Genomic DNA, 20620 nt, shown 5'->3' on the forward strand with positions numbered 1-20620 from the left:
GCCTGCCAGAGGTCATCAGCGGGGTTGAGTTCCGCGACGGCGTCCGCCACATTCAAGCTGCCGCCTGATCAAGCGTCACCAAATTTCGAGCATATCTCGATAAGAACTTGGCGAATCTCTCGAGAGACAGCAACTTGGTCTGGCGATGCGCCTGGTAGTGAAAAGAGGCGGCCGCTGACAGCCGCCTCCCGAGTATTCGCTCCTTTTGCGAGCCATTTGCCATAAAAATCAACGGTGAAAAATCTATGGCTTGCGAAAGGACAAATTATGGGCGGCAAAAGGAAAACTTTTGCTTGTCAGGACAACAACAAACCGCCCTGCCCGCTCACCCGCATTTCGAGTGGCCGCAGCTGGGGCAGGTCATGCAGCCTTCCACCATGCGCATGCCGTACTGGCCGCAGCTGGAGCAAGAGGGACCGCGCGGGGCTTCGCCCACGGCCATGACCTCGGCCTGCGGGTCGGCCTTGAGGCCCAGGCCCTCGCCCGCCAGAAAGCCCGTCTCGATCAGGTGACGCTCGATCACGCCGCCGATGGCCGCCAGGATCGAGGGCACATAGCGGCCCTGCATCCACGCCCCGCCGCGCGGATCGAACACCGCCTTCAGTTCCTCGACCACGAAGGACACGTCGCCGCCGCGGCGGAACACGGCCGAGACCATGCGCGTCAGCGCGACCGTCCAGGCGTAATGCTCCATGTTCTTGGAGTTGATGAAGATCTCGAACGGGCGGCGGTGGTTGCCGTGGATGATGTCGTTGATGGTGATGTAGATCGCGTGCTCCGACCCCGGCCATTTCAGCTTGTAGGTCGCACCCTCCAGGGCTGCGGGACGGTCCAGCGGCTCGGTCAGATAGACCACGTCGGCGCCCTTGTCGGCCTCGGGGGCCTTCTCGGTCTTCTCGCTGACCGACAGGACCGATCCGGTCACGTCGTTCGGGCGATAGGTCGTGCAGCCCTTGCAGCCCAGATCCCAGGCCGCCAGATAGACATCCTTGAACTCTTCGAAGCTGATATCCTCGGGGCAGTTGATGGTCTTGGAGATCGAGCTGTCGACCCATTCCTGCGCTGCCGCCTGCATCGCCACATGATCCTTGGGCGCCAGGGTCTGCGCGTTCACGAAGTAATCCGGCAGCGCGGCGTCGCCTTTCAGGTCACGCCACATCTGCACGGCATAGTCGACGACCTCCTCCTCGGTCCGCGAGCCGTCCTTCTGCAGGACCTTGCGGGTATAGGCATAGGCGAAGACCGGCTCGATCCCCGAGGACACGTTGCCTGCATAGAGGCTGATCGTGCCGGTGGGCGCGATCGAGGTCAGCAGCGCGTTGCGAATCCCGTGCTTGGCGATGGCATCGCGGACATCGGCGTCCATCTTGGACATGAAGCCCGAGGACAGATATTTCTTGGCGTCGAACAGCGGGAAGGCGCCCTTCTCCTTGGCCAGATCGACCGAAGCCAGATACGCCGACCGGGCGATGGCCTTCATCCAGACGCGGGTCTGCTCGACCGCGTCGGCCGCGCCGTAGCGCAGGCCCAGCATCAAGAGCGCGTCGGCCAGACCGGTCACGCCCAGGCCGATGCGGCGCTTGTTCCGGGCCTCCTCGGCCTGCGCGTCCAGCGGAAATTTCGATGCGTCGACCACGTTGTCCATCATCCGGACGGCGGTGCGGACCAGATCGTCCAGCGCCTCCGGGTCCAGCTCGGCCGCGTCGGTGAAGGGGTTCGTCACCAGCCGCGCCAGATTGATCGACCCCAGCAGGCAGGCGCCATAGGGCGGCAGGGGCTGCTCGCCGCAGGGGTTCGTGGCCGCGATCGTCTCGACATAGGACAGGTTGTTGGCCTTGTTGATCCGGTCGATGAAGATCACGCCCGGTTCGGCGAAATCATAGGTCGCCTTCATGATCCGGTTCCACAGGTCGCGCGCCTGAACGGTGCTGTAGACGCGGCCGCCGAAGGTCAGGTCCCACGGGCCGTCGGCTTTGACCGCCTCCATGAAGGCGTCGGTCACCAGGACCGACAGGTTGAACATGCGCAGCCGCGCGCTGTCCTGCTTAGCAGTGATGAACTGCTCCACATCCGGGTGGTCGCAGCGCATCGTGGCCATCATCGCGCCGCGGCGCGAACCCGCCGACATGATCGTGCGGCACATCGCGTCCCATACGTCCATGAAGCTGAGCGGGCCCGAGGCGTCGGCCGCGACCCCCTTGACCACCGCGCCGCGGGGCCGGATCGTGCTGAAGTCATAGCCGATGCCTCCGCCCTGCTGCATGGTCAGCGCGGCTTCCTTCAGCATGTCGAAGATGCCTGCCATGCTGTCGGGGATGGTGCCCATGACGAAGCAGTTGAACAGCGTCACCGACCGGCCGGTGCCTGCTCCCGCCAGGATGCGGCCGGCGGGCAGGTACTTGAAGTCCTCCAGCGCGGCATAGAACTTCTCCTCCCACCGGGCGGGGTCCGCCTCGACGCGGGCCAAGTCGCGGGCGACACGGCGCCAGCTGTCCTCGACCGAGGCATCGACCGCCTGCCCGTCCTCGTCCTTCATCCGGTACTTCATGTCCCAGATCTGCTCGGCGATGGGGGCGGCGAAACGAGTCATCCTACGCATCCTTTGGTGTGTCTGTCGGCTGAACGGGCGAGATATGGGACGGTGTCCCGGCTGGCAACCCGGAATCAAGCATAGCGCCCATGACCCCCGCGCGCACCAACTCTTCGGACTTGACAGCCAGGGATTTGCGCGTCTGGCCGGCCACGGCAAGCGGCGGATGCAGGGTCACGACCACCCCTCCCTGCCGCGGCGCGGCCAGCACGCTCAGCAGATGCGGCCCCAGCTCCATGTCGCCCCACCAGGCGTAGAATCTCGGATCGGCGCCATCGGGCGCGCGATAGGCCGCGCTGACCGGCTGGATCGCCAGCCCGGCGGGCAGATCGGGGGCCAGGAATCCCTGGAACAGCGTGGGCTTGAACGGCAGCACCCGCCGTCCGTCGGTCGACGTGCCCTCCGGAAAGAACAGAAGCCGGTGCCCCGCGCGGGTCCGGGCGGCGAATTCCTCGGCCTGCGCGGCGGCCAAGCGGGGGTCGCGGGCCACGAAATGCGTGTCGGTCACGCGGGTCAGGATGTTGATGCCGGGCCAGGAGGCCACCTCGGCCTTGCTGACGAAGATGACCGGCAGGGCCGCGTTCAGAACCAGGATGTCCAGCCAGCTGGAATGGTTCGCGACGACCGCCCCCGGCCCGTGCATCGGCTGCCCGACCCGCCGCCAGCCGATGCCGATGCAGGCGAGCACCAGGCGGCAGACGACCTGCACATGCGGTCCGGTCCAGGGACGGCGGCGGCCGTGGACCAGCCGCTCGACCCCGCGCAGCGGCAGGATCAGCGCGACGCCTAGCAGCAGCACCAGAACCGCGGGCAGGCCACGCCGGATCACCCGCCACCATCCCGCGACGCCGCGCGGGCCGGGCAGCGGCATGGGGTCACCCTCGCGCCAGGTCGCGCTCATGCAGGCTGCCAGCGGCTTTCGTAGAACTGCTTGTGCTTGGCCGACATGGCCGCCGTGTCCATCAGCAGAAAGACGTCGGTCGTGTTGAAGGCGCGGTCGATGAAGGCCCCCTCGCCCACCATGCCGCCAAGGCGGAGATAGGCCTTGATCAGCGCGGGCATGGCCAGCATCGCCTCGCGGCGGTCGATCCGCTCGGGGGGCAGCAGGTCCATCGGCTGAAAGCCGTCGGGCCGCGCTCGCGGGCGCAGCGCCTCAGGGGCGAGGTGGTTGTGGTGCAGCCAGGCCAGCGGCGGCGCCAGCATCGTGGCATCGGTGCCGTGAAAGCTGGCCACGCCGAACAGGATCTGGATGCCGTGATCCAGGACGTAATCGGCCAGCGCGTTCCACATCAGGAACATCGCCGCCCCGCCCCGGTGCTCGGGATCGACGCAGGACCGGCCCAGCTCCAGCAGCGGCCGCCCGCTGGCCCGCAGCGGCGCAAGATCATATTCGCCGTCGCAGTAGAACCGCCCGAAGCCCGCCGCGACATCGCTGCGCAGCAGGCGATAGACGCCCACGACATGATCCAGCGCCTCGGGGTCGCGGCGCGTGTCGATCAGGCACAGGTGGTCGACGACCGGGTCGAACTCGTCCCGCTCCAGCCGCGCGTCGTGATCGACCAGCGGGCCGGTGCCGCCCAGTTCCTCGACGAAGACGCGATAGCGCAGGCGCTGCGCCGCCATCAGGTCCCGGGGCGCGGTGGCAAGGCGAATCTCGAAGAAGGCGGGGTCGGTTCGGTTCACGGCATGTCCGTTTCAGCAGGTGCCGACTGTCTAGGCCAGGGCGGGACCGCAATGCAACACGCAGCCGCCCGCCGGCCAAGTTCCGCTTGCGCCCCGCAACCCGCGGTTGCATCCTTGCCCGGCAACGTTCAGGAGTTCACATGCCGCCGAGGGTCAGGATCTGCAAGGTCACGCGACGCCCGTCGATGACCTGCTTGCCGGCCTCGGCGAAGTTGACGGTGATGCGGTCGCCGATGCGCGACTGCACCTGGCCTTCGCCCCATTCGGGGGCGCCGGGGTGACGCACGATCATGCCGGGTTCCAGGATGTCGTTCACCGCAGGCTCCTTGGTCCATTCAATGCAAAGGGTATCACGGATGACGGTTGATACAATGCCGATCGCAGCGGGCGATCTGGCCGCCCTGCTGGGCTCGCGGCTGTGCCACGACCTGGTCTCGCCCCTGGGCGCGATCGGCAACGGGGTGGAGCTCTTGGAGATGTCCACGGACTTTCCGGGCATCGCCCAATCGGCCGAGATGCGGCTGATCGCCGAGGCGGTCGCGGCGGCGCGCACGCGCATCCAGGCCTATCGCATGGCCTTCGGCATGGCGCAGGGCGACCAGCGCATCGGCCGGGCCGAGCTGGCCCGCCTGCTGGAGGGCGTTGCGGCGCAGGGCCGGCTGCAGATCACGCTGGATGCGGCGGGCGACTTTCCGCGCCCCGAGATCCGCATGCTGACGCTTGCGCTGATGTGCGTCGAGACGGCGCTGCCATGGGGCGGGCGGGTGATCGTGCTGCGCGACGGGGCGTCGTGGCGGCTGGTCGCGGAATGCGATCGCGCGCGCGTGGACCCGGATCTCTGGGCCTGGCTGGACGGTCGCCAGCCGCGACCCCTGGCCCCGTCCGAGGTGCGTTTCGCCCTGCTGGCCGAGGCCGCGCGCGCCCAGTCCCGCCCCCTGCGCCACGAGTTTGACGCGACCGGGGGCGAGATCGCCTTCTAGGCGCGGATCGTCCCGTCGCCGGTGACCAGATATTTGAAGCTGGTCAGCTGCTCGGCGCCCACCGGCCCGCGGGCATGCATCTTGCCCGTGGCGATGCCGATCTCGGCGCCCATGCCGAACTCTCCGCCATCGGCGAACTGGGTCGAGGCGTTGCGCATCAGGATCGCGCTGTCCAGCCCGGCAAAGAATCGCTCGGCGGTCGCGTCATCCTCGGTCAGGATCGATTCGGTGTGCTGGCTGCCATGGCGTCGGATATGGGTTATGGCCTCCTCCACCCCGTCCACCAGCTTGGCGGCGATGATCATGTCCAGGAACTCGCGCCCGAAATCCTCGGGCTGCGCCGGGACGGTGCCGGGGATGCGCGCCAGATCGCCCTCGGCCCGCACCTCGACCCCCGCCTCCAGCAGGTCGCGGATCAGCACGTCGCCATGGCGCGCGAAGAACGCGCGGTCGATGAGCAGGCACTCCGCCGATCCGCAGATTCCGGTCCGCCGGGTCTTGGCGTTCAGCACCACGCGGCGGGCCTTCTCCATATCGGCGGCGCCGTCGGCATAAACGTGGCAGATCCCCTCCAGATGCGCAAAGACCGGCACGCGGGCCTGCTCCTGCACCAGACCCACCAGCCCCTTGCCGCCGCGCGGGATGATCACGTCGATCAGCCCCTGCGCGCCCAGCATGGCGCTGACCGCCGCTCGGTCGCGGGTGGGGACCATCTGGATCGCGGTCTCGGGCAGACCTGCCGCACGCAGCCCCTCGACCATGCAGGAGTGGATCGCGGCGCTAGAATGCAAACTCTCCGAGCCGCCGCGCAGAATCACCCCGTTCCCCGACTTCAGCGCCAGCGCGCCGGCATCGGCGGTGACGTTGGGGCGGCTCTCATAGATCACCCCGATGACACCGATGGGCGTGCGCACGCGGCGGATATGCAGGCCCGTGGGCCGGTCCCATTCCGCGATGACCTGGCCCACGGGATCGTCCTGCCCCGCCACATCGCGCAGACTGCCCGCGATGGCGTCCAGCCGCGCATTGTCCAGCCGCAGCCGGTCCAGCATCGCGTCGGACAAACCCTTGTCGCGGGCGAACTGCAGATCGCGGGCATTGGCGGCCAAGATGTCGGCGTGACGCGCGTCGACGGCTTCGGCTGCGGCGCGCAGGGCCGCGGCCTTGGGTCCGGCTGGCGTCTGCGCCAAGATCACGGCCGCCTCGCGGGCGGCGCGTCCCAAAGCGTCGATCAATTGCCGGGCCTGGACCATGTCGGTCATCGCATCCTCCGATATGCACGATTTCGGCGCCGTCTTATCGCGATCCGGATCGGGAGGGAAAGGGAAGAAATGGCGCGGTTGACGGGGCTCGAACCCGCGACCCCCGGCGTGACAGGCCGGTACTCTAACCAACTGAGCTACAACCGCGCATTTCCTTCGGGCGAATGATGAGTTGTGGCGCGGTTGACGGGGCTCGAACCCGCGACCCCCGGCGTGACAGGCCGGTACTCTAACCAACTGAGCTACAACCGCCCAACTCATCCCCCGGACGATCGCCCGCCGGGGTGAGAGGGGGTTTACGCAGGGCGCGCCCGCCCGTCAAGGGCGCAGTGGGCATAATCGTCACGAATATGCCCGAAAACATGCAAAGCCTTGAACACATAGGAACATTTCGTCCGCGCAGGAAAAAGGGGGCGCCTTTCGACGCCCCCGCATACCATGAACACACTCTGTCCGGATCAGTCGTCCAGCAGCGCGCCGTCCGCGATCTCGGGTAGGGCTTCCAGCTCTTCCTGGGTGTGGTTGGTCACGAAGACCGTGCTGTCGCCCCACAGGACGGCATCGTCGAAGTCCGCCAGACGAACCAGATCAGGCGACAGCAGCACGTTACGCTCGCCCATGCCCAGGAAACCGCCGATATCGGCGGAATAGCCGATCACCTGACCGTCGGCCGACAGGATCACGTCCTCGACCTCGCCGATCTGGGTCCAGTCGTCGGGGCGTGCGGTGCCCCAATCGGCCTCGTCATCCCAAGCGGTGGTGGCGGGCTGATTGGTGGTGTAGATCGCCAGACCCTCGAACCAGTCGGCGCTGATGCCCGGGTTCGCCTCGGAGAGGGTCGTCGCATCCATGGCGGCGGCCGGAGCGGTCATCGGTGCGGTCTCGGTCGCGGCGCCGGCAGCCGGCTCGGTCGCGGTCTGGGCAAAGGCCTGTGCGCCAAAGGTCAGGGCAGCCGCAGTGATCAGCAGGGTCTTCATTCTAGGTCTCCGCATCAATTTCCTGATTTGACGGCGTTTTCGCCATCATCGGGTCATCAACGCAGGCCCGGCGGCACCGTTCCCTTAACATTTGTTTTCCCGCCCCGACGCGGGTGGCTGATGCGCCCGCCGCAGACCGGTTCGGGCACAGCCGTCGTCGTCGGACCCGAGATCGGCAGGCCCCGCAGCACCCGCACCGCCAGCCAGCCGAAGGCTTGCGCCTCCAGCATGTCGCCGTTCAGGCCGATCGCCTCGACCGGGGCGACGGGCATGGGCAGGGCGCGCGACAGGGCCTCCATCATGGCTCGGTTGTGACGCCCTCCGCCGCAGACCAGCAGCCGTGCGGGCGGCGCGGGCAGCCGGGCGAGTCCCGCGGCCACCGACCCGGCCGCGGCGGCCACCAGCGTCGCCGCCGCATCCGCGTCCGATAGGCCCGCGACGCTGTCGGACAGCCCGGAGAAGGCATCGCGGTCCAGCGACTTGGGCGCGGGACGTGAGAAATAGGAATGCGACAGGAAAGCGGCCAACACAGCAGCGTCGGGGCGCCCCGACAGGGCCAGCGCCCCGCCCTCGTCCCGCGCCTGCCGCCTGCGCGCGCGCATCAGGTCGTTCAGGGGCGCGTTGGCAGGCCCCGTGTCGAAGGCCAGGCAGGCGTCCGGCGCCTCCGGCGCGTCGGCGGTCGGATCGACCCAGCTTATGTTGCCGACACCGCCCAGATTGAGGAAGGCCACCGGCGCGGGCTGAAGGGTCCCCTGCCCCACGGCCCATTCCGCACAGGCCCAATGGAAGAACGGCACCAGCGGCGCACCTTCGCCGCCGCGGCGCACGTCTTCGGACCGAAAGTCCCAGACCACCGGGCGGCCTGTCCTGCGCGCCACCACCGCGCCGCTGCCGGCCTGATGGGTGCCCCGCCCGCGCGGGTCATGGGCCAGGGTCTGGCCGTGAAACCCGATCAGCTGCGCATCGGCAAAGCCCGCGGCCAGGTCGGCATGGGCGGTCTCGACCAGCGAGGCGACATCGCGCACCGCCGGGTCGTCCGGCCAGCGCCCCAGCCCGTCATGCAGCGCCGCCTGTTCATTGTCGGAGAAGGCCCGGAAGGCATGGGCGCCGAACGCCCCGATGCGGATGCCGTCGGTGTCGATCAGCGCGGCATCGACCCCGTCCAGCGAGGTGCCAGACATCATTCCCAAAGCCCGGATCATCGCTTTTCCTTCGCTGCCCCAGACTGTATATCGCGCGCAGACAGAAGGATGAACCCCATGACCTACCAGCCCAAGTCCGACTTCCTGCGCATCATGTCCGAGCGCGGCTATCTGGCCGACTGCACGGATTACGAAGGCCTGGACCGGGCGCTGCTGGCGGGGCCGATCACGGCTTATATCGGCTATGACGCCACGGCGGCCAGCCTGCATGTGGGGCATCTGCTGAACATCATGATGCTGCGCTGGTTCCAGAAGACCGGCAACCGGCCCCTGACCCTGATGGGCGGCGGCACCACCAAGGTCGGCGATCCCTCCTTCCGCAGCGACGAGCGGCCGCTGCTGGACGATGCCGCAATCCTGGCCAATATCGACGGGATGGGCCGGGTCTTCGCCCGCTACCTGGATTACGGGCCGGACGGCGCGGTGATGCTGAACAATGCCGAATGGCTGGACGGTCTGAACTATCTGACCTTCCTGCGCGACATCGGGCGGCATTTCAGCGTCAACCGCATGCTGTCCTTCGAATCGGTGAAGTCCCGGCTGGACCGCGAGCAGTCGCTGTCCTTCCTGGAGTTCAACTACATGATCCTGCAGGCCTACGACTTTCTGGAGCTGAACCGCCGCCATGGCTGCGTGCTGCAGATGGGTGGCTCGGACCAGTGGGGCAACATCGTCAATGGCATCGACCTGACGCGGCGCGTGGACGACCGGCAGGTCTGGGGTCTGACCTCGCCGCTGCTGACGACCAGCGACGGGCGCAAGATGGGCAAGTCGGCGGGCGGGGCCACGTGGCTCTCGGCCGACATGCTGTCGCCCTACGAGTTCTGGCAGTTCTGGCGCAACACCACCGATGCGGATGTCGGCCGGTTCCTGAAGCTCTATACCGAGATCCCGGTCGCGGAATGCGAGCGGATGGGCGCGCTGCAGGGCGCCGAGATCAACGAGGCCAAGGTCCGGTTGGCCAACGAGGTCACGACCCTGCTGCACGGCGCCGACGCCGCAGCCAGCGCCGAGGCGACCGCCCGGCGCGTCTTCGAAGAGGGCGGCGCGGGCGGCGATCTGGAGGTCGCCACCCTGCCCGCCCACAGCGACGGCCTGACCATCGCGCAGGCCCTGGTCCAGTCCGGCATCGTGGCCAGCGGCAAGGAGGTCAAGCGCCTGATCGCCGAGGGCGGCCTGCGGGCCGACAACGCCCCCGTCACCGACCCCCAGCAGGTGGTCGAGCGCGCGGCGCTGGAGGCGGGCATCAAGATCTCGGTCGGCAAGAAGAAGCACCGGATGCTGCGGCTGGCGTGATCTGACCTGACTGCATGGCTGCCTTGCACCCGCCCTGACCTTGCGTCAGGGCGGTTTCTTTTTGAGCCGTCAGTCAATATCTGACCGTCACGGGAGGAAACGCCCTGATCGGAGAAGACCCATGTCGCAGGACACCCAGAAACCGCTGAGCATCGCGGACCGCAAGCGCAGCCAGCAGGCCGATGCCGCGCTGGAGCAGATGTTCGGATACTACGCCCGCGAGGACAGCCCCCGCGCCGTGGTCAGCGAGCTGGACGCACGCCGCGCCGCCTGACGCGGATACGGGCGCACATAAGGCGGAACCGCATTCCGCCTTCCCGCGTCCGTCCTTGAGAACCAGACATCTCAAGGAGAACCCCATGAAATTCGTGACCATCGGACTGTTTGGCGCCGCGCTGGCGCTGTCGGCTTGCGGAACCACCGTCGGCGAGCGTGCCGCGACCGGCGGCCTCGGCGGCGCGGCCGTCGCCGGACCCGCGGGTGCGGTCGTCGGCGGCACCGTCGGCGCGATCAGCGCCACGCAGTAACACCGCCATGCAGGACCATGACGGCCGCGCCCTCGGGTGCGGCCGTTGTCGTGTCGGCCTTGCGGCCCCATGCGCCATCACCTACATCTGGTGCAACACGAGACGAGGATCACCCATGGCCATGGAAGCGCATGATATCGAGGCCCTGCTGCGGGCGTCGTTCCCCGACGCCCGGATCACCATCACGGACTTGGCCGGGGACGGCAACCACTACGCCGCCGAGGTCATCGACGAGAGCTTTCGCGGGCTGAACCGCGTCCAGCAGCAGCGCGCCGTCTATGCCGCGCTGCAGGGCAAGATGGACGGCCCGGCGGGCGAACTGCACGCCCTGGCCCTGACCACCAAGGCGCCCGACTGAGCGCCTCCACAGACCGACCAGAAGGACTGCCACCTATGAGCGACGCGAACACGCGCATCCAGGACCTGATCGACCGCAACGACGTCGTCCTGTTCATGAAGGGCACCAAGGAGATGCCGCAGTGCGGGTTCTCCAGCCGCGTGGCGGGGGTGCTGAACTACATGGGCATCGCCTATGAAGACGTGAATGTGCTGTCCGACGCCGACATCCGTCAGGGCATCAAGGACTTCTCGGACTGGCCGACCATCCCACAGCTTTACGTCAAGGGAGAGTTCGTGGGCGGCTGCGACATCATCACCGAGATGACTCTGTCCGGAGAACTGGACGACCTGCTGGCCAAGAAGGGCGTGGCCTTTGACAAGGCCGCGGCCGACAAGATCCGCGAAGCGAACGCCTGATCACCGCACCGGACCAGATCAAAAAGGGCGCCCGTTGAGGCGCCCTTTTTTACATCAGGTCATCGTAGTCGTCATGCCCGCCGCGGCGTTCGCGGATTGCGGCTGCCAATGTGACGCCGACCGCAAAGGCGCCGATTAGCTTGGCCATGCTGCCGGGATTGCTGTCCGAGGCGGCGCGTGCGGTATGCGCGGCGCTGTGCAGGCGATCCTTGGCCGCGTGCAGATTGCCCGAGGTCAGGCCGACTGCTCGCGCGGTGTCACGCACGGTGCCGAACAGACGCTCCTCGGCCTCGCCGGCCAATCGGCTTGCGCGGTCACTGGCCTGCCCCATCAGCGAAGTCGCCTTGCTTTCAGCCAGATCGACGACCTTGGTCGCCTCGGCCCGCACCTTGCCGACAGCGGCCTCGGTTGCCAGCGAAACGCGGGCGCTAACTTCACGACGGACGTCGTCCGACGTGGGCATGCGATGCTTCTGCCGCGACGACATCGCCACAAGGATGAGCGAGACGAGAATCAGTCCCCCCGCAATCGCCAGTGACGCCAGAGTCGGACCCCAGTCCAGGTCGTTTGCCAACCACGACCACAGGGCAGCGGTCAGAAAGCCGAAAGCGGCCAGACCGACCACGCCGGCGACGGCCTTCAGGGCCGCACGCCGAGCGGTGTCGCCGACAGCTAGTTTGGCGTGTCGGACGAAATCGAACATTTCGTCCTGCCTCAGCGACGCGAGATCAGCAGGCCGACCAGGAAGCCGATGCCGGCCGCGATGCCCAGAGCCTGCGCCGGGTTGCGGCGAACCATCTCGGAGACCTCGTCATAACGCTCTTCGGCGTAATGCGCGACCTCATGGGCCTTCTGCTGGCCGGCCTCGTACAGGCGCTCGGCCTCGACGCGAGCCTTGTCCGCATAGTCATGAGTCACGTCGCGGGCGCGGTCGACATACTGACGGCCCGCCTCGACCACGTCCTCGGCCAAGGCTGCGCCATGCTCCTTGATGCGCGCGGCACTCGGGTTGTCGCCCAGCTTGCGCGCGGTGTCGCGCACGTCGTCAGCAACGCGGCGCGCACCGTCCTGCAGATCACGTTTGGCTTCGTTCGCCGCGGCTTGGGCGTCGCGCTTGATGTCGTCGGCGGTGGGGTTCTGTGCCATGGTAAGTCCTTTCACAGGTGTCTTGTCACCTTCGTTGGACAAACCGTCGCAGGGAGCGATTGTTCCCGCAGGAGCGCAGATTCTTTGCCGGTGCGGGACGATGAAAGGGCGTGGTAGGGGCGGTCGGACTCGAACCGACACTCATTGCTGAAACGGATTTTGAATCCGTCGCGTCTACCATTCCGCCACGCCCCCGAACCTGCCAGGCGCCCTTTCGGCGCGGCCCCGATGGGACCGCTGCGCATGGCGTAAATCCAGGGGCACGCTTTTGCAAGAGGTCTTCGTGACCCCGGCCTGCGGCGGGATCAGGCGCGGCCCAACTTGACCAGCCGCGCATCGCGCAGCCGGGCGAAGTCGTCGCCCGCGTGATAGGACGAGCGGGTGAGCGGCGTGGCCGAGACCATCAGGAAGCCCTTGCCATAGGCCGCCTTCTCATAGCCCGCGAATTCCTCGGGGGTCACGAAACGGTCGACGCGGTGATGCTTGGGGGTGGGCTGCAGGTACTGGCCGATGGTGATGAAGTCGATATCGGCGGCGCGCATGTCATCCATCACCTGAAGGACGCCCTGACGGTCCTCGCCCAAGCCGACCATGATGCCGGACTTGGTGAACATGGTCGGGTCCATCTCCTTGACCCGTTGCAGCAGGCGCAGTGAGTGGAAATAGCGGGCGCCGGGACGGACCTCCGGATAGAGACCGGGCACCGTCTCCAGGTTGTGGTTGAACACGTCGGGCCGCGCCGCGACCACGGTCTCCAGCGCGCCGGGGGCGGATTTCAGGAAGTCCGGGACCAGCACCTCGATGGTCGAGGTCGGAGAGCGGTGGCGGATCGCGCGGATGGTCTGGGCGAAATGCTCGGCCCCGCCGTCGGACAGGTCGTCGCGGTCCACGCTGGTGATGACGACATGGTTCAGGCCCAGCTTCTGCACCGCATGGGCGACGCGGCCCGGCTCGAACGTGTCCAGCGCCTGAGGCTTGCCGGTCGCCACGTTGCAGAAGGTGCAGCCGCGGGTGCAGATCTCGCCCATGATCATCATGGTGGCGTGGCCCTGGCTCCAGCATTCGCCGACATTGGGGCAGCCCGCCTCCTCGCAGACGGTGGACAGACGGTTCTCGCGCAGCAGGTCGCGTGTCGCCTTGTAGCCCGCCGAGGTCGGCGCCTTGACGCGAATCCAGTCCGGCTTCTTGGGCTGGGCCTGGTCGGGTCGGTGCGCCTTTTCCGGGTGGCGCTGATCCGGGATCCTGAGGTCGCGCAAGGTCATGGTCCTTTCGGTCGCGGTTCGTCCTGAAATAGGCGCTTTGGCCGCGCTTGGCAACGCATCGCCGGCGGGGCCGCACGCATGGCGGTCATGCGTGCCCCGATTGCAGCAGCGGCCCGGCCGCCTGCCGCAGGATCGCCGCCAGATCGTCGAACCAGCCCTGCGCCGGGGTCGTCGCGCGGCGCATCAGGACCACCTGACGGGCGGGCTGGGGGTCGGGAAAGCGGATCGCGGTCAGGCCCGGGGCGGCGGCCAGCTCCTGTCGGCGGGCCAGTTCGGGCAGGAAGGTCAGGCCCATGCCCTGCGCGGCCAGCCGGCACAGCGTGGACAGCGACGCCGCACCCAGATCCAGCCGGGCCGTGCGCCGATTCAGCCCGCAGACCTCCAGCGCCTGATCGCCCAGGCAGTGCCCCTCGTCCAACAGCAGCAGCTGACCGGGGTCCAGCGCATCGGGGGCCGGACCTTTCGCGCCCAGCCCCGCGATGCGCGCCGCGCTGCCGGCCAGCAGAAAGCGGTCGGTGAACAGCGGCACCGCACGCGTGGTCGATCCGTCCTGCGGGCTGGCCACCACGATCGCGTCCAGCCGCCCCGAGGCCAGTTCGTCCAAGAGCCGGTCGGTCTGGGCCTCGCGCAGGTGCAGGTCGCGCCCGATGTCGCGCGCCCGCAGGATGGGCAGCGCCTCGGGCAGCAGATAGGGGGCGACGGTGGGGATCATGCCCAGCATCAGCCGTCCGCCCCGACCCGGCTGACGCAGGTCCTGCTCCAGCTCCAGCATGGCGTCCATGACGTGCTGCGCATGGGCCTCCAGCGCTCGTCCCTGCGGGGTCAGCACGACGCCTTGGGGCGTGCGCTCGACCAGGCGGGACCCCACGGCCTCCTCCAATGCGCGGATCTGCATGGACAGGGCGGGCTGGGTGACGTTGATCGCCTCGGCCGCGCGGGTGAAGTGCATGTGCTGGGCCAGCGACAGGAAGTAGCGCAACTGGCGCAGCGTGATGTTCATAAGGCGACCTGATCCTGGCGGGTGGCGAGCTTTGGCACAGCTTATCGCCGACCGCGCCCGGCCGCAATCAGCCGATCAGCGGGGATCCCTTGCCGTAGGTCTCGGCATAGTGCCGCTCCAGCCGCATCAGCGCCAGGCGCAGCACGATCTTGCCGGATCGCGCGGACCAGCCCAACCGGCGCTCGGTCAGCTCGATCCCCTCCAGGAAGCAGCAGACGCGCAGCACGACATCGCCCAGACCCGGACCCAGATCGCGCAGCGCCACGGCGACCCGGTCGCGCGCAGATTCCGACCCGCCGCGATAGCCCCCGCCCCCGCGCGACACGTCGATCCCCGAAGTCATGAAACCGTCCCAGTTCTGGGTGACGCGCGGCCCCATCTGCGCCAGTTCGAAATCCTCGCGCAGACGCTCGCCCGCGGTGACCATGCCGGGGGACAGGAAGGGCTGGCCGTCATGGTCGCGCCGCCGTGCCAGCACCAGAAGCGGGCTTTCAGCGATGTTTACGCGGGCCTGGCGGCGGCGGCCGTCCTCGGGGTCCTCGATCACGCGCTCATCCCAGATGCGGTGGCGGTCGCCGTGATCGAAGCCGGCCTGCGCCTCGGCCATACCGGTCGGTGCGTCGTGGACGGGGCTGGCATCGGCGAAGGCCGCCGGCCCGGGCACGGCGTTGCGCTGGCGCGGAGAGCGCAGCATCTCGCGCAGTGCCTCGCGCCCGCCCGGTGCGATGACATAGCGCAAGATGCGACCGCCGCCCGACGCCTGCACCACCCATCCCTTCAGGGCCAGCGTCTCTGCCAGAGATCGGTCCAGGACGGCGGTGCGGATGTCGTCGCGGGTGACGATGGCCTTGTCCATGCCGGGGGCGGTAGCCATCACCGCGCCGGGTTCGGCCAGACGGCGCAGCACGCGCAGCATCTGACGCTCGTCCGCGCGGGGACGCTGATCGGCGCGCGGGGCCAGCGCCGCATCGACCAGCGGATCGTCGCGGCGCGCCTCGAAGCGGCGGATGCGGCGCAGGATCGTCGAGGCATGGCACCCCGCCTCGCGCGCCAGGGCCCGGATCGTCACGCCCTGTTCGACATGGCGCAGATACAGTTGGGCGTCCTGCATGCGCTCATCGGGCGCCTGCGACGGTTGTTGTGCCTGCGCACGGTGCTCCGCGTCGTCCGCGTGGAAGGCGAAATCACCGGTCAAAATGGTCATGTCGGGTCCTTTTTTTTCGTCCTCGGGCGGCCCTGCAGAATGCCACCCTGGGTTGATTTTTCCCTGCGGTTAACAGGATCTTTCTGCACATAGCCGCAACATTCCCTAACAATTCCTAAAGAAGCCTTGCCGCGGCGCGCGATGCGGCGGGGCTTTTGGCAACACACGTCAAGGTTGTGTGAAGCTGCGTTCGTGGCAGATGAAAATGACCCGCCCATGACCACCGCATCGAATGTGATCGCCTTCCGTCCGCGTCCCGCGAATCATGGGATGCGCAGGCCCGCCACGCTGATCCGCGCCGCCCGCGAGGGTCAGCGCGGCTGGCGGCGCGACCGTGACCTGCCGCTGCTGCTGCGCAGCGACCGCTGCCCCGCGCCCGGCGCGATGCTGTCGCGCCTGCGAGCCGAGGAGGAGATCCAGAACGACATGCGCCTGATGCAGGATGCCGAATACGACATGCGCCGGCACGTCCTGCTGATGATCGCGATCCTGGCCGAGATGCGCGCCGCCATCGACGCCGCACCGCAGACCGCGGCCGCGATCGCGCTGTGACCGGTCAGCGTTTTCGGATCAGCGAACCAAGCACGCCCCGGACCAGCGCCTGCCCGGTCCGGGTGCCCAACTGCCGGGCCAGGCTCTTGCCGAAGGTCTCGACGATGCTGTCGGACCGGCCCCGCGACGGTGCCTTTGGCTTAGGTGCCTGATAGGGTCGCCCCCGCCCGCCCGGCGCGGAGCCATCCCGCGCGGGCATGTCGAACAGGTCGTCGTCCGCGCGCCGACCTTCGGCCGCCTGAGCGGCCGCGGCGGTCTTGCGCGCCAGCATCTCATAGGCCGAATCCCGGTCCAGCGGCGTGTCGTATTTCGGCCCCATTCCGGACGCCGTGCAGGCGCTCGCACGCTCCTCATCGGTGATCGGTCCGACCTGGCTGAAGGGGGGCCGGATCAGCGTCCGCTGCGCCACGCCTGGAACGCCCTTGGGTTGCAGGAACGACGTCACCGCCTCGCCTGTGCCGACCTGCTGGATCGCCTCGGCGATCGAGAAGTCGGGATTGGGGCGATAGTTCTGCGCCGCCTCGCGCAGCGCCTTCTGGTCCTTGGCGGTGAAGGCGCGCAGCGCATGCTGGACGCGGTTGCCCAGCTGACCCAGCACCGATTCCGGCACGTCGGCCGGGTTCTGCGTCACGAACCAGATGCTGACCCCCTTGGAGCGAATCAGCCGCGCCACCCGCTCGACCTTTTCGATCAGCGCCTTGGGCGCGTCGTCGAACAGCAGATGCGCCTCGTCGAAGAAGAATGCCGCGACGGGGCGGTCGGGGTCGCCGACCTCGGGCAGCTGCTCGAACAGTTCCGACAGCAGCCACAGCAGGAACGTCGCGTAAAGCCGCGGCGCGTTCATCAGCCGCTCGGCCGCAAGGATGTTGATGACACCGCGCCCGTCCGCATCGCGGCGCAGGATGTCCGACAGCTCCAGTGCCGGTTCGCCGAACAGATTGGCCCCGCCCTCGGTCTCGAGGACCAGCAGGGCGCGCTGGATAGCGCCGACGCTAACCGCGCTGATATTGCCATAGCGCAGCGACAGGTCGGCCGCATTCTGCCCCACCCAGACCAGCACCGCCTGAAGGTCGCGCAGGTCCAGAAGCGGCAGCCCCTCCTCCTCCGCGACGCGGAAGGCTATGGCCATGACCCCCTCCTGCGCCTCGGTCAGGTCCATCAGCCGCGCCAGCAGCAGCGGCCCCATCTCGGCCGGGGTGGTGCGGACGGGATGGCCCTGCATGCCCCAGACATCCCAGAAGGTCACCGGAAAGGCGCGATAGTCCAGCGCCAGCCCGATCTGCGCGGCGCGGGCGGAAAACGGTTCGTGCAGCTTGCCATCCGCGGAGCCCGCCTTTGCAAGGCCGGACAGATCGCCCTTGATGTCGGACAGGAACACCGGCACGCCCGCCAGGGACAGGCTCTCGGCCAGGGTCTGCAGGGTCACGGTCTTGCCGGTGCCCGTCGCCCCCGCGATCAACCCGTGGCGGTTGGCCAGTTTCAGCAGCAGATGCTCGGGCACCGCATGGCCCGGACCCGCGCCGCCCACGAAGACCGTTCCCGCCGCCGCATCCAGCAGTTCCGCCATCGCACCCTCCGACCCTGAAAACATCTGCAACGCACGTCTTGAAAAGACATTTTTAATGCTTTCATGGCAAGGTGAAGTTGTCCGGATCGTCGGTGGCGGGCCGGACCTTCCTCCCTGTTGGACTGCCGCGCCCTCGGGCGCGGCTTTTTTTCTGCGCGGATGCCGGGCACGGGGCTGGTGCCGACGTGATGTGACCGCGCCGCTGCGGAACGGCTGTTGACTGATCACGCCCGCGCGACTAGATTTTGACGCAATGATGACCGGCCAGTCCGGCAGGGAGACTACGCAAAGCGTCGGGGGCCGTGGGGAAACCACGGCCTTTCGCATGTCTGCCAGACGCATGACGCGCCGTTCCAGTTCCCGATCCCCTTCATTCCCGGTGACGGCGGCTTCAAGCCAAGGTGAGCCGGCGCGATCCGGCGGGCGGCTGACAAGGCCGCGACGCCGTGATAGATCAGCCGCAATGCATTGAGCAAAAGAAAGAAAGATCAATGGTCACCAAACATTCAACCGCGCTGCTGGCGGCTCTCGCCCTGATTTCGGTCCCGGTCTTCGCCCAGGAGACGGCGCCCGCGACGGACGCCCCCGCCGCCGAGACGCCCGCCGCCGAGGCGCCTGCAACCGATGCTCCCGCGGCCGAGACTCCTGCCGCCGACGCGGCCGGGGCTGATGCGCCCGCGGCGGATGCTGCGCAGGCGCCTGCGGAGGGTGCCGCACCGGCCCGCGATCCGGAGGGCCCCGGCAGCTACTATGCCAAGTCCGAGCATGGCGACTGGACGATCCGCTGCATCCGCGCCGGTCAGGGCAAGGACCCCTGCGAGATGTACAAGCTGCTGACCGACGCGGATGATAACGCCGTCGCCGAGCTGACCATGGTCCCGCTGGCCAATGGCGAGGTCGCCGCCGGCGCCACCTTGGTCGCGCCGCTGGAGACGGACCTGATCAAGGGCCTCGGCGTGCAGATCGATTCGGGCGAGACGCGCGGCTATCCGTTCAGCTTCTGCGCACCGGTCGGCTGCGTGGCGCGGATGGGCTTCACCAATCCCGAACTGGCGGCAATGAAGGCGGGCAGCAATGCGACGATCCAGCTGCTGCCCTTCGGCGGCGACCCGGAGCAGCCGGTGCAGCTGAGCATGTCGCTGTCGGGCTTCACCGCGGCCTTCGACGAACTGACCGCCTATGCGGCGGCACCCGCCCCCGAAGCCCCGGCCGCCGATGCGGCGGAGGAGGCCCCCGCCGAAGACGCCCAGGCCGAGGACGCGCCCGCGAACTGATCCGCCGGACCTTCGCAGACGACAAGGCCGCGCCCCGACGGGCGCGGCCTTTCACATGGCACGGGCGTCAGACGCGGCGCAGCGCGATGACCGCGTTCAGCCCGCCAAAGGCGAAGGCATTGGACAGCACGGCATCGACGCGCACCTCGCGCGCCTCGTTCGGAACCACGTCCAGCGCGCATTCCGGGTCCGGCTCCTGATAGCCGATCGTGGGCGCGATCACCCCGTCGCGCAGCGCCATGATGCAGGCCAGAAGCTCGACCGCGCCCGTGCCGCCGATCAGGTGACCGTGCATCGACTTGGTCGATGAGATCATCAGCCGGTCCGCGTGATGGCCGAAGGCATGGGCAACGGCGGCGCATTCGGTCTTGTCATTGGCCGCGGTGCCCGTCCCATGGGCATTGATGTAGCCGATATCCTCGCGGTTCAGCCCGCCATCGACCATCGCCCCGGTGATGGCGCGCTCGGCCCCCTGGGCCGAGGGCATGACGATGTCCTGCGCATCCGACGACATGGCGAATCCCACGACCTCGGCCAGGATCTCGGCGCCACGGGCGCGGGCATGTTCGTAATCCTCGAAGACGAAGACGCCCGCACCCTCGCCCTGCACCATGCCGTTGCGGTTGGCGCTGAAGGGGCGGCAGGCATCCTTGGACATGACGCGCAGCCCCTCCCAGGCCTTGACGCCGCCAAAGCACAGCATCGCCTCGGAGCCGCCCGACAGCATGACGTCGGCCGCGCCCGAGCGCACCATCTGGAAGGCCAGCCCCATCGCGTGGTTGCTGCTGGCGCAGGCGGTCGCGACGGTGAAGGCCGGGCCGCGCAGGCCGAATTCCATGCTGACATGGGAGGCGGCCGCGTTGTTCATCAGCTTCGGCACGACGAAGGGATGGACGCGGTTCTTCCCCTCCTCATAGACGGCGCGGTAATTCTCGTCCCAGGTGTTCAGCCCGCCGCCCGCCGTGCCCAGCACGACCCCCGACCGCAGCCCGAGCGCGCCCTGGAAATGGAGGCCCGACTGCTCGACCGCCTGCTTGGCCGCCAGCAGCGTGAACTGGGTGAACTTGTCGTAAAGCAGGATCTGCTGGCGGTTGAAGTAGGTCTCGGGGGTCCAGTCATGGACCTGCGCGCCGATCTGGATCGACAGCCGGTCCACGTCGCGGAAATCCAGCGCGGTGATTCCGCAGCGCCCCTCGCGGAAGGCCGCCAGCGTCGAGGCCACGTCATGGCCGAGCGCGTTGATCGTCCCCGCCCCGGTGATGACCACCCGGCGCAGACCGTCGCGGCGGGTCAGGTCGCCCGCGGGCCGGATGGCGGGTGCCGCGCGTCCGGCGTCGATCAG

The 20620-nt window shown here is 68.2% G+C and carries 22 protein-coding genes and 3 tRNA genes; 8 read left to right on the top strand and 17 right to left on the bottom strand.

The window, feature by feature from the left end; genetic code table 11:
* Window positions 1–325: 325 nt before the first annotated feature.
* The 4 genes from AC2SGK_RS15825 to AC2SGK_RS15840 form a co-directional block, all read right to left on the bottom strand.
* Window positions 326–2590, bottom strand: coding sequence for an adenosylcobalamin-dependent ribonucleoside-diphosphate reductase (locus AC2SGK_RS15825; RefSeq protein ID WP_488324443.1), 2265 nt, complete (start codon window positions 2588–2590; stop codon window positions 326–328).
* 1 nt (window position 2591) lies between these two features.
* A complete protein-coding gene (gene olsA, locus AC2SGK_RS15830; RefSeq protein ID WP_488324444.1) occupies window positions 2592–3491 on the bottom strand; it encodes a lyso-ornithine lipid O-acyltransferase in 900 nt (299 codons plus the stop codon).
* Entirely contained in the window at window positions 3488–4273 is a 786-nt protein-coding gene (gene olsB, locus AC2SGK_RS15835) for an L-ornithine N(alpha)-acyltransferase (protein WP_488324445.1), read from the bottom strand. Before olsB ends, olsA begins: the two co-directional genes overlap by 4 nt.
* A gap of 136 nt (window positions 4274–4409) precedes the next feature.
* On the bottom strand, window positions 4410–4589 hold the full coding sequence (locus AC2SGK_RS15840; RefSeq protein ID WP_488324446.1) for a DUF3553 domain-containing protein: 180 nt from the start codon (window positions 4587–4589) through the stop codon (window positions 4410–4412).
* A 40-nt stretch (window positions 4590–4629) separates the two neighbouring features.
* Here AC2SGK_RS15840 and AC2SGK_RS15845 point away from each other — a divergent pair, with 40 nt between their 5' ends.
* A complete protein-coding gene (locus AC2SGK_RS15845) occupies window positions 4630–5253 on the top strand; it encodes a histidine phosphotransferase family protein (protein ID WP_488324447.1) in 624 nt (207 codons plus the stop codon).
* On the opposite strand, the gene AC2SGK_RS15850 is transcribed toward AC2SGK_RS15845, so the two are convergent.
* The 5 genes from AC2SGK_RS15850 to AC2SGK_RS15870 all read right to left on the bottom strand — a co-directional run bounded on the left by AC2SGK_RS15850 (window position 5250) and on the right by AC2SGK_RS15870 (window position 8673).
* Window positions 5250–6515, bottom strand: coding sequence for a glutamate-5-semialdehyde dehydrogenase (locus tag AC2SGK_RS15850; RefSeq protein WP_488324448.1), 1266 nt, complete (start codon window positions 6513–6515; stop codon window positions 5250–5252). The genes AC2SGK_RS15845 and AC2SGK_RS15850 overlap by 4 nt on opposite strands.
* 70 nt (window positions 6516–6585) lie before the next feature.
* Window positions 6586–6662 (bottom strand) — tRNA-Asp (locus tag AC2SGK_RS15855).
* Window positions 6663–6690: 28 nt separating this feature from the next.
* A tRNA-Asp gene (locus AC2SGK_RS15860) sits at window positions 6691–6767 on the bottom strand.
* A 206-nt stretch (window positions 6768–6973) separates the two neighbouring features.
* Window positions 6974–7492: a PRC-barrel domain-containing protein gene (locus tag AC2SGK_RS15865; RefSeq protein WP_488324449.1), complete on the bottom strand. Its 519-nt coding sequence runs from the start codon at window positions 7490–7492 to the stop codon at window positions 6974–6976.
* 56 nt (window positions 7493–7548) lie between these two features.
* Window positions 7549–8673: an anhydro-N-acetylmuramic acid kinase gene (locus AC2SGK_RS15870; RefSeq protein WP_488324450.1), complete on the bottom strand. Its 1125-nt coding sequence runs from the start codon at window positions 8671–8673 to the stop codon at window positions 7549–7551.
* A gap of 78 nt (window positions 8674–8751) precedes the next feature.
* Between AC2SGK_RS15870 and tyrS the strand changes: the two genes are divergently transcribed.
* The 5 genes from tyrS to grxD all read left to right on the top strand — a co-directional run bounded on the left by tyrS (window position 8752) and on the right by grxD (window position 11273).
* Window positions 8752–9990, top strand: coding sequence for a tyrosine--tRNA ligase (gene tyrS / locus AC2SGK_RS15875; RefSeq protein ID WP_488324451.1), 1239 nt, complete (start codon window positions 8752–8754; stop codon window positions 9988–9990).
* A gap of 121 nt (window positions 9991–10111) precedes the next feature.
* Entirely contained in the window at window positions 10112–10264 is a 153-nt protein-coding gene (locus tag AC2SGK_RS15880) for a hypothetical protein (protein ID WP_411836754.1), read from the top strand.
* Between the two features lie 85 nt (window positions 10265–10349).
* Window positions 10350–10517: a hypothetical protein gene (locus AC2SGK_RS15885; RefSeq protein ID WP_411836756.1), complete on the top strand. Its 168-nt coding sequence runs from the start codon at window positions 10350–10352 to the stop codon at window positions 10515–10517.
* Window positions 10518–10632: 115 nt separating this feature from the next.
* Window positions 10633–10875, top strand: a complete 243-nt coding sequence (locus AC2SGK_RS15890) for a BolA/IbaG family iron-sulfur metabolism protein (RefSeq protein ID WP_488324452.1) — start codon at window positions 10633–10635, stop codon at window positions 10873–10875.
* Window positions 10876–10910: 35 nt separating this feature from the next.
* The gene (gene grxD / locus AC2SGK_RS15895) at window positions 10911–11273 is read left to right on the top strand and encodes a Grx4 family monothiol glutaredoxin (RefSeq protein ID WP_411836758.1); all 363 of its coding nucleotides are present in this window, start codon (window positions 10911–10913) and stop codon (window positions 11271–11273) included.
* Between the two features lie 49 nt (window positions 11274–11322).
* Here the strand turns inward: grxD and AC2SGK_RS15900 are convergent, their stop codons facing one another.
* From AC2SGK_RS15900 to AC2SGK_RS15925, 6 genes are all read right to left on the bottom strand, one after another.
* On the bottom strand, window positions 11323–11976 hold the full coding sequence (locus AC2SGK_RS15900; RefSeq protein WP_488324453.1) for a phage holin family protein: 654 nt from the start codon (window positions 11974–11976) through the stop codon (window positions 11323–11325).
* An 11-nt stretch (window positions 11977–11987) separates the two neighbouring features.
* Entirely contained in the window at window positions 11988–12419 is a 432-nt protein-coding gene (locus tag AC2SGK_RS15905) for an ElaB/YgaM/YqjD family protein (RefSeq protein ID WP_411836760.1), read from the bottom strand.
* 111 nt (window positions 12420–12530) lie between these two features.
* Window positions 12531–12614, bottom strand: a tRNA-Leu gene (locus AC2SGK_RS15910).
* Between the two features lie 110 nt (window positions 12615–12724).
* Window positions 12725–13681, bottom strand: coding sequence for a lipoyl synthase (lipA, locus tag AC2SGK_RS15915; protein WP_488324454.1), 957 nt, complete (start codon window positions 13679–13681; stop codon window positions 12725–12727).
* 85 nt (window positions 13682–13766) lie between these two features.
* Window positions 13767–14681, bottom strand: coding sequence for a LysR substrate-binding domain-containing protein (locus tag AC2SGK_RS15920; RefSeq protein ID WP_488324455.1), 915 nt, complete (start codon window positions 14679–14681; stop codon window positions 13767–13769).
* Between the two features lie 67 nt (window positions 14682–14748).
* Window positions 14749–15792: a DUF6456 domain-containing protein gene (locus tag AC2SGK_RS15925; protein WP_488324478.1), complete on the bottom strand. Its 1044-nt coding sequence runs from the start codon at window positions 15790–15792 to the stop codon at window positions 14749–14751.
* 309 nt (window positions 15793–16101) lie between these two features.
* On the opposite strand from AC2SGK_RS15925, the gene AC2SGK_RS15930 reads away from it, so the two are divergent.
* Window positions 16102–16437 (top strand): DUF6477 family protein, encoded by a 336-nt coding sequence (locus AC2SGK_RS15930; RefSeq protein WP_488324456.1) that lies wholly within the window; start codon window positions 16102–16104, stop codon window positions 16435–16437.
* Window positions 16438–16441: 4 nt separating this feature from the next.
* On the opposite strand, the gene AC2SGK_RS15935 is transcribed toward AC2SGK_RS15930, so the two are convergent.
* Window positions 16442–18004, bottom strand: coding sequence for a helicase HerA-like domain-containing protein (locus tag AC2SGK_RS15935; protein ID WP_488324457.1), 1563 nt, complete (start codon window positions 18002–18004; stop codon window positions 16442–16444).
* Between the two features lie 491 nt (window positions 18005–18495).
* Here AC2SGK_RS15935 and AC2SGK_RS15940 point away from each other — a divergent pair, with 491 nt between their 5' ends.
* Entirely contained in the window at window positions 18496–19278 is a 783-nt protein-coding gene (locus AC2SGK_RS15940) for an invasion associated locus B family protein (RefSeq protein WP_488324458.1), read from the top strand.
* A gap of 67 nt (window positions 19279–19345) precedes the next feature.
* Here AC2SGK_RS15940 and AC2SGK_RS15945 read toward each other — a convergent pair whose 3' ends face one another.
* The gene (locus tag AC2SGK_RS15945; protein WP_411839485.1) at window positions 19346–20554 is read right to left on the bottom strand and encodes a beta-ketoacyl-[acyl-carrier-protein] synthase family protein; all 1209 of its coding nucleotides are present in this window, start codon (window positions 20552–20554) and stop codon (window positions 19346–19348) included.
* Between the last annotated feature and the right edge of the window lie 66 nt (window positions 20555–20620).

The sequence above is a fragment of the Paracoccus sp. NIOT.M2S5SZ12 genome, from assembly GCF_057748165.1.